The sequence below is a fragment of the Kaistella sp. genome, from assembly GCF_049588135.1.
Classification (GTDB): domain Bacteria; phylum Bacteroidota; class Bacteroidia; order Flavobacteriales; family Weeksellaceae; genus Kaistella.
Map to the genome: position 1 here is coordinate 1 of NZ_JBAVFG010000121.1, position 8,893 is coordinate 8,893.

At 36.4% G+C, this 8,893-nt stretch carries 9 protein-coding genes; 2 read left to right on the forward strand and 7 right to left on the reverse strand.

Translation table 11 applies throughout. The features are described from left to right. Positions 1-319: 319 nt before the first annotated feature. Positions 320-1,531: a 3-oxoadipyl-CoA thiolase gene (locus WBY99_RS06910; protein ID WP_423975598.1), complete on the forward strand. Its 1,212-nt coding sequence runs from the start codon at positions 320-322 to the stop codon at positions 1,529-1,531. A 79-nt stretch (positions 1,532-1,610) separates the two neighbouring features. Here WBY99_RS06910 and WBY99_RS06915 read toward each other — a convergent pair whose 3' ends face one another. From WBY99_RS06915 to WBY99_RS06940, 6 genes are all read right to left on the reverse strand, one after another. Further along, the gene (locus tag WBY99_RS06915; protein ID WP_423975599.1) at positions 1,611-2,027 is read right to left on the reverse strand and encodes a DUF1801 domain-containing protein; all 417 of its coding nucleotides are present in this window, start codon (positions 2,025-2,027) and stop codon (positions 1,611-1,613) included. A gap of 74 nt (positions 2,028-2,101) precedes the next feature. Beyond that, on the reverse strand, positions 2,102-2,545 hold the full coding sequence (locus WBY99_RS06920) for a VOC family protein (RefSeq protein WP_423975600.1): 444 nt from the start codon (positions 2,543-2,545) through the stop codon (positions 2,102-2,104). Positions 2,546-2,591: 46 nt separating this feature from the next. Beyond that, entirely contained in the window at positions 2,592-3,053 is a 462-nt protein-coding gene (locus WBY99_RS06925; protein WP_423975601.1) for a GNAT family N-acetyltransferase, read from the reverse strand. Positions 3,054-3,208: 155 nt separating this feature from the next. Beyond that, positions 3,209-3,607, reverse strand: coding sequence for a hypothetical protein (locus WBY99_RS06930; protein ID WP_423975602.1), 399 nt, complete (start codon positions 3,605-3,607; stop codon positions 3,209-3,211). A gap of 1 nt (position 3,608) precedes the next feature. After that, a complete protein-coding gene (locus tag WBY99_RS06935; protein WP_423975603.1) occupies positions 3,609-4,079 on the reverse strand; it encodes a hypothetical protein in 471 nt (156 codons plus the stop codon). A gap of 58 nt (positions 4,080-4,137) precedes the next feature. After that, positions 4,138-4,593, reverse strand: coding sequence for a DUF1569 domain-containing protein (locus WBY99_RS06940; protein WP_423975604.1), 456 nt, complete (start codon positions 4,591-4,593; stop codon positions 4,138-4,140). Positions 4,594-4,783: 190 nt separating this feature from the next. Here WBY99_RS06940 and WBY99_RS06945 point away from each other — a divergent pair, with 190 nt between their 5' ends. Beyond that, on the forward strand, positions 4,784-5,947 hold the full coding sequence (locus WBY99_RS06945) for an MFS transporter (protein WP_423975605.1): 1,164 nt from the start codon (positions 4,784-4,786) through the stop codon (positions 5,945-5,947). 78 nt (positions 5,948-6,025) lie between these two features. Here WBY99_RS06945 and WBY99_RS06950 read toward each other — a convergent pair. Further along, a partial coding sequence (locus tag WBY99_RS06950) for an alpha-2-macroglobulin family protein (RefSeq protein WP_423975606.1) occupies positions 6,026-8,893 on the reverse strand: 2,868 nt, incomplete at its 5' end.

An 8,893-nucleotide genomic window follows, 5' to 3' on the forward strand; every position in this document is an offset into this window, starting at 1 on the left:
AATGATGACCTGAATACACAAAACACACGCAATCAGCGAATAATGAATAAGTTGTCTGTATTTAGTTTTAAAAATCATTCTATTAATCAAGGCCAAAAATCGATTTGAGTTTTTGTTCTCCTATAAGTCGTATAAAAAACGGTGAACACAGCAAAGAATCTGCCGAACACATTTTTAAATTTAATTAAAATTTCATCTAAGTGAACTGAAGTCTATTTTAGGCTAAAAATAATAACTTTCGTGAATAGGAAAACAAATACATACGATTTCAAGAGTCTTTTTTATTTTCTTAAATTTACGCTCATTAAAAAAACAAAAAATGAATAACGCATATATTATTGACGGAACCCGTTCTGCAATCGGAAGTTTCAAAGGAAGTTTAGCACCGGTAAGAACCGATGATTTGATGGCTTCAGTTATCAAGAGTTTAATCGAAAAACATCCGGATTTGCCTTTAGATAAAATCGATGACGTGATTATTGGTTGTGCAAACCAAGCTGGAGAAGACAACCGAAATATTGCTAGAATGTCGCTTCTTTTGGCCGGGATTCCAATCAATGTTCCGGGTGAAACGGTGAACAGATTGTGTGCTTCTGGAATGAGCTCGATTGTTCAGGCAATGCGAGCCATCAGATCTGGTGAAGGCGATTTGTTTATTTCTGGCGGTGTCGAAGGAATGTCGAGAGCACCTTATGTCTTATCGAAGTCAGAATCAGCTTTCGGAACAGATTCTAAAATGTACGATTCCAGTTTTGGATGGCGTTTCATTAATCCTGCCATGGAAAAAATGTACGGAATTGATGCCATGGGAAAAACCGCCGAAAATTTAGCTACTAAATATAATATTTCCCGTGAAGAACAAGATTCATTTGCTTTGAATTCTCAAATGAAAGCGACGATAGCACAAGAAAGCGGAAGATTAGCCGAAGAGATTTGTGACATCATTATTCCACAAAAAAAAGGTGATGCAATTGTCATTAATAAAGATGAATTCATCAAACCAAATTCTTCGCTTGACGTTTTAGGAAAATTAAGAGCCGCTTTTATAAAAGAAAACGGAACTGTGACTGCCGGAAATTCTTCGGGATTAAACGACGGAGCTGCCGCAGTAATCATCGCTTCGGATGATGCGGTGAAAAAATATGATTTAAAACCTTTAGCAAAAATTGTTTGTTCCGCAGTCGTTGGTGTTGAGCCAAGAATTATGGGAATTGGTCCCGTTGATGCCACAAAATTAGCATTGAAAAGAGCCGGATTAACTTTAGATCAAATTGATATTATTGAACTGAATGAAGCGTTTGCCGCACAAAGCATTGCTGTTTTGAAAGAACTGGGAATTGCTAATGACGATCCGCGAGTAAATGTAAACGGTGGCGCAATTGCGCTCGGTCATCCTCTCGGAATGAGTGGAACGAGAATTACCTATTCTGCCGCTTTAGAATTAAATAAATCTGGAAAAAAATATGCGTTGGCAACGATGTGTATTGGCGTTGGGCAAGGTTATGCGGTGATTTTGGAGAATGTGAATTAAGAGAAATTTCTTATAAAAATTTGCCAGGAATGCACGAATATTTTCAATTCGTGAATTCCTGGCAATTTTATTTATAAAATCATCCGTAACGTTTTTTAGTTTCTGTTAAAGAATTTTCAATCAATTTTTCTAAAATATCAACATTCAAATCATCGAGTTTCTTGAAATAAATACATCCTTTTCCCATTTTTATTTTTCCTAATTGGGAAACGAGTGAGTTTTTCGATTCGGGTTCGCAATGTAAAACGTAAAGTGAAAACGCAGATTTCCTCGGCGAAAAACCAACTTTGCACATATCGCCTTCTCTCCCACTTTCGTATTTGTAATGGTAATTTCCAAAACCGATAATCGATGGACCCCACATTTTTGCTTTTTCGCCGGAAAGTTTTTCCATGATTTTCACCAATTCGAAAGAATCGTCTATTTTTTTTGGATCCGAGTTTCTAATGAATTCTTCTACTGAAACTTCGGTGGGTTTGGTTTTGTTTTCGGACATGATTTTTTTGTTTTTATAAAGATAAAAAAACTGTTGAAAAATTTCAACAGTTTAAATTTCATATTCTTAAAAAATTAATGTTGCTGTTTCGTAGGATCGTCATAATTCACCATCCAGTTGATGCCGAATTTATCCGTCCACATCCCGAAATATGCGCCCCAAAATGTATCTGCAAGCGGCATTGTTACCGTTCCTCCCACGGATAATTTGTTGAATAAATCTTCGGCTTCCTCATGCGAATTTGCGTTCACAGAAAGTGAAAAGTTATTTCCTTTGGTGATGGTGTGCATTCCGGGCATGGAATCACTTCCCATTAACATTGTTTCTGCCGAAATGGGCAGTGAAACGTGCATGATTCTGTTTTTTACATCGTCGGAAATTGGCGGCATTCCTTCTTGTGGTGGCATTTCGCCAAATCTTCCCATAAAAGGAATTTCGCCTCCGAAAACAGATTGATAAAATTTGAATGCTTCTTCGCATTCGCCATCGAAAGTTAAATAAACGTTTACTGTTGCCATAATTTTTGTTGTTAGTTGTTAGTTGTCAGGTCTTTATTTTTAATTCTTAATTCTTGAATTTCAATTCCATTTTAATATTTCCTCTTTCGTAAGGAACATTTCCTAAAGGAATTTCGATGAAACCGAATTTTTTGTACATTTCGATGGCAGGAATTAAGCTTCGATTCGAAATAAGCATGAGTTTTTCTGTTCCTAATTTTCGGGTTTCGTTGATGCAATGTTGCATTAAAAGTTTCCCGATTCCGTGACCTTTAAAATCTTCTGTAACCGCCATTTTCGCGAGTTCATAAATGTCGTGTTCCTTCAATAAAGCTGAAGTTCCGACAATTTTTTCTCCGATTTTTGCCAGATAAATTTTGCCGCCTTTGTCGATAATTTCGGTTTCTGGATTGGAGAGTTGATATTCATCAAATTCCTCAACCACAAAATATTTTTGAAGCCATTCGGTATTCAGGGTTTTAAAATCGTCGCGGTATTTTGATTCGTAATTGATGATTTCAATATTCATATTTTTTTGTTTTTTTTTAGTGGAAAGACAAACTGAAAGTTCTTTTAGCCCCGATTGCAGCGGCATCCTTTTGCGAAACGAAGTGTAGCAAAAGATAGAGCGGAAAGCGGGTGTGAAATTTCTGAGAAGCTCTGAAATTTCTTGCTTCTAAAAAATTATTTTTTACTTAAAGCCAATTTATAGCCCACAAAAACCAATCCCCAAACCGCAATTCCCAAAATCCAGAACCAAATAGGCGTTGGCAATGTGTACATCATATAAATGGATTGCAAAAGGAAAATGATGCCGCAAACTAAGGCAAAAATTTTATCATTGTTTCCTGCAACTTTTGTCGATGCAAATCCGGATAAAAATGCGCCGGCTGCGTAAGAAATAATGACAAAAAACAACGCCATAAAAGGAGCTGAAGTCACATATTCTTTCATTGCATTCATATCGTTGGGATCCATTCCCGCCGGAAGTGGGTACAATTTGTGACCCAAAATTTGAAACAACGAAATCCCAATAACTCCGGCGATTAATCCGGCTGGAATTGCTACTATTTTTCTTACCATATTATTGATTTTTCCAGTTGGTTTTAAAATTTAAAGTGCCGTCGTAACTCTTCCAATCGCCGATGAATTCGATGAATTGACCTTCGATTTGCTCCGTTTTTTTATTCCATATAAAGGTATAAATAAATTTCCCTTTGAAAATCCCAGAATGTTTTCCTTTCACTTCTTCCGCCAAATCGTATTCGCCAAAAACAGTGCTTCTTTTTTTGCCGTCTTTGTATTTGGTGATTCTCAGTTTCCCTTCGAAATTCGTGTTGTTTCCTTCTACCAAAGAAAAACCCGAAACAAAATATTCCTGATCGTTCTTTTTGTTTTGCTCGGAAATATTAATTTTCAGTTTTAATGGCGTTTTCTCGTCACCAATAGTTCCTAAATATGGTTTCGAATGATTCATCCAAACATTAGCAATATTGGGCATTTGCCCGAAAGAGAAACTGCTTATCAACAGTAGAAAGAATAGAATTTTTTTCATGATTTGTGTTTTTGGTTGATCGTTTTTGGTCGATCGTTCTTGATTCTTGGCTCTTAAATTAAACCCCGAATTGTGCGAGATGATGATTCAGATGTTTCGCCAACATATTATTCCATTCTTGGAAAGAAAGTTTCCCGAAAGAATGCGACATTTTCCCGTCGAAAGCTTCTCTTCCAAGTTGCTGTGTTTTTTGAATGAAACCGATTAATCGCTTTTTTTCTTCCTCAAAATCCTGTTCTCCATTTATTTTAAACTGAGGCGCAGTTGGCGAATTTTTCGGATATGATTTTTCTCCGACCACTTTTGATTTTACAAAACTCTTTAAAATAAATTTTGCAATTCCACCTGGAGCTTTATGTTTCTGCGGTTCGTAGATCATTTCATAAGTTACGTTACAATGCGCTAACATTTGATCCACACTCATTGTCCCCCAATTTCTTTGGGTTTCGGGAGTAAGATTGTTGATTCTGTCGATATAGTTTTGAGCTTCTTTAGCATCGAAAACATTTTCCATAGTTTTTATTTTTTTGCTTTAAAACAAAATTAGGTGTTTTTTAAATTAAATGCTCATTTATTTTAAACTTCACTGTAAGTAAATTTTCTTCTTCATTTTTTCATCTAATGCTGCAATAGATATGAATCATAACAAATCAACCTTAAAAAGAGATATTCTCATTACTTTTGCACCTTGAAATTTTGAATAGATGATGACGAAAAACTTGCTCCCATTAGCATTGGGAGGATTGGCGATTGGGACTACCGAATTTGTAATTATGGGTTTACTGCCCGATGTCGCTAAATCCTTAGCGATAACCATCCCCGAAGCCGGACATTTAATTTCTTCTTACGCAGCCGGAGTTGTTGTGGGAGCGCCTTTGTTGGTCGCTTATTCAGTGAAACATCCTCCTAAAAAAACGTTGATCGCTTTAATGATTATCTTCACTATTTTTAATGCTTTATCCGCTTTAGCCCCCGATTATTATTCATTAATGATTATTCGGTTTTTAGCAGGATTGCCTCACGGCGCATTTTTCGGTGTAGGAACGGTGGTTGCCGTGAAATTAGCCAAAGAAGGCAAACAAGCACAAGCAATTGCCATGATGTTCAGTGGTTTAGCCGCTGCGAATTTGGCAATGGTTCCTTTCGTTACTTATATTGGTCATAATATGAGTTGGCGAATTGCTTTTGGCATTGTGTCTTTGTTGGGTTTAATCACCATTTTTTCTCTAAAATTATGGCTTCCCAATATAAAACCTGTCGCAACACCGAGCCTGAAAGATGATCTTGCCTTTTTCAAAACCAAAAAAGCGCTCAACATCATTGCGATTACGGCGATTGGTTTCGGTGGTTTGTTTGCGTGGTTCAGTTATATTGCACCCTATCTTACCAATGTTGGAGGTTTTTCTGAAAACTCGGTTTCTTATATTATGATTTTGGCAGGCGCCGGAATGGTAGTCGGAAATTATTTAGGTGGTTTCATGGCAGATCGAATGAAACCCGTTTTGGCAGCCGGAATCTTAATGCTTTCAATGGTTTTAATCTTGATTGCAGTTTTCTTCTTTTCTGATAATAAAATTTCGGTTTTAATACTCACTTTTGGGTGCGGAGTTTTGTCGATGTCGGTTGGAACGCCCATTAATATTATGATGATCAAAGCGGCGAAAGATTCTCAAATGATGGGAGCGGCTTTTATGCAGGCTTCTTTTAATGTGGCAAATTCTTTAGGCGCATTTTTCGGAGGAATTCCGTTGGTTTACGGTTTGAGTTTCAACTATCCTTCGTTGGTTGGCGCGTTCATGGCATTTATCGGTTTTGTACTGATTCTTATTCATTACCAAAAATCTAAGAATCCGGAAACTATTTCTTAACAAATATTTTCATATCAAAAAAATCCGTTTCAAATAAATGAAACGGATTTTAGTTTTCCTAAAATTTCGAAAAATAAATTATTCCGAAATCGTCACCTTCGTTCCTTGCGTGTGCACGTTCATTTGCGGCGCGTAATAATTTTGCAAAGTCGTAATTCCGTTGCTGAAAGTTCCCGAAGCGTTGCAAACATAATCGTACTCGAAAACATATTTTCCTTTCGGCATGTATTCGATATAAAAATTCGTGGAAGCGTCTTTTGTGGATTGATAATATCCTAAATTGTTTTTCCATTCGTAGCCAGAAATCACGTTCAGTGGCTCGAAACCTGCGGCTCTCATGTCTTTTAAATGAATGAATTCCATATTTCTGTCGGTATTCAAAATCATTCTTACCGTTACTTTATCACCAACTTTCAGCGGAGAATTTTCCGTGATTTTCATCAATTCTTCCCCATTTACGGTTTTCACTTTTTTGTACAATTCTTTAGAAATCGAAATATAATTTTCCGAAGATTTTATTTTGTCTAAATCCTCATAATATTGCCAAAATAAACCTCCTTGAACAATTCCTGCTCCAGGTTTTGTAACCGTTACCGTTCCTAAATTTTTGTCGATAGTGGAAGGTTTTACGGAAGTTTTCACGTAACCCGTTGCTTTCGCATCAAAATTCGTCAATTCTTTTCCGCCCCAAATAATCGTTGCTTTATCGCTTTCTGTGGAAGTCCAAGATTTCCCAGAATTTAAAATCGTAAAAATCACTTCCGCCGTTCCGCGCGAACTTCCCCAAGAATTCACTTCTTTCTGCGTAACGAGCCAGATTTTCATTTCTTCGATAAAGTTTTCATCAGTCGGCGTTAATTTCTGGAATGCTTCCAAAGCTCCCGCCTGATTCACGGTTTTCGAAGAATACCAACCCCAATCGTTGAGATTTTGTTTCCAATAAACTCCTTGAGTTTCGGTATCAGTCGAGGTTTCTTTTAGGTATGTCAGGAATTTTTTCGAAATATCTTTTAAGCCATAATCATTAAATAAAATCGCCAATCGGTGCAAACCAAAGAATGTGAAATCGGTTATTTTTTCGGTTTTGGCTTTAGAAATAACCGCATTTTTCAACGCTGTTCCTTTCGCTTTTAAAGGATATTGTTTTTCCCAATAATTTCGGGTGTTGAGATAATCGAGAACGTAATTATTAACAACGTCTTTCTTATCAATTTGTCCGTATTTATTCACTTCAGAATCAACGTAATTAATGAGTTTTGCAACCATTTCTTTTTGTTCAGAACTTTGATAATCTTCCACATTTCCTTTCAGCCATTCATTAATTTTTCCTAAATTTTTAAGAATATAAAGCGAGTTGTAATACGAACTCGGATAACCTTGATACCAAGAAAATCCACCATCAGGATTTTGCAGTTTCTGCAATTCGCTCCAGTCTTCGTTAATGGAATTTCGCATCGTATTGGCATCGAATAATCTTGCCAATTTTTCCATCTGTTCGGTTTCATTTTTACTTTCCAAAACCCAAGGCGTTTCTTCTAAAAGCAATTGTTTCAGTTCCTGGTTTTTATCCAAATTTGAAGTCAATAAACCTTTGCTTTGATATTCATCAAAAACCGTTTTCAATTTCGGATTTGCTTTGAAGATTTCGGAAGCCAAAACATCAGCAAACCATTTGTTGAAAACCACATCCGCAGAATTATTTTGGTCGTTTTTTAAACTTGGCAACGCAAACATCAATTCCCAAATCGGATTTGTCGTGAGTTCCAAAGTATTGGAAACATTTGTAGCGGTTTTTGAAGTATTATTTTTAAGATTTTCTAAAACAAAAGTCTTGGTTTGTCCTTCTTTCACAAAAATCGGAACCGCATCCGTCACCAACATTCTGTTCGGTAAAACAGCAATTGCTTTTTGTTCGCCATCGGAGAAAGCTCCAGCTTTCGCAACGATTTTAATGATAATCGAAGAAACATCATTCGGAACTTTCAGTTTCCAGTTCACGACAGAATTTCCGTTTTCTGTTAAATTAAATGATTTCTGAGTTTCATTTAAATTAAATTTATTGGAAATATCTTCATTCGTAAAAGCATCTAAAATCTGAAGTTGCGCTACTCCACTTAATTTTTTGTCGACTACACTCGACAATTTCGACTGCAGATTCAGTTCATCACCTTCGCGTAAAAAACGTGGATAATTTGGAGTGACGGAAAATTCTTTCTGAGTAATAACTGATTTTTCTAAAGTTGCAGAACGGGCATCTTTGGTATGCGCCAAAAACATCAGTTTCCATTGCGTTAAAGCTTCAGGCGAAGTAAATTCAAAGGTGATATTTCCGTCTTTATCGGTTAATAAATTGGGGTAGAAAAATGCGGTTTCGTTCAGATTTTGACGGACTGCAATTTTGTCTAAATCCACTTTAACTTCTTCAATCGCTTTAGTCTTTATGGTATCAGACACATATCCTACATTACCTTTCTCTCTTTTGACTCCAAGAGCTGTAACAACTACTTCATCGATAGCGCTCGACTCCCGCACTTCTTTCGCTGAAGCCATAGGAGCCAATACTCTATTGTACATTACATTTCCATAAATCTCACCATCAAACCAATTGAATTCAGGAACATTTACATTTTTAGTTTTCAAATAAGGAACTCTTTTACTGTAATTTCTCTGTGACAAACTTTCATTAATACCGTAAGAATTCATGCTGAAATACTGCTGATATAATTTCTGCCACGAGAAAGAATTGCCAGCAAACTGATCCAAAGATTTATCGTACATATTCGCCAAAACTTCCGCGTTGATCTTCTCTTTATCTTCTCCTAAAACTTTAACCGTCCATTTTTCTTTTTGTCCCAGCTGCAGTTTATCGCGGAAAGTGACGGTTTCTATTCTTAAAGATTTTTTGTCGGAAGCAATACTTAAATTGATGTTTTCCGTTTTTACGTC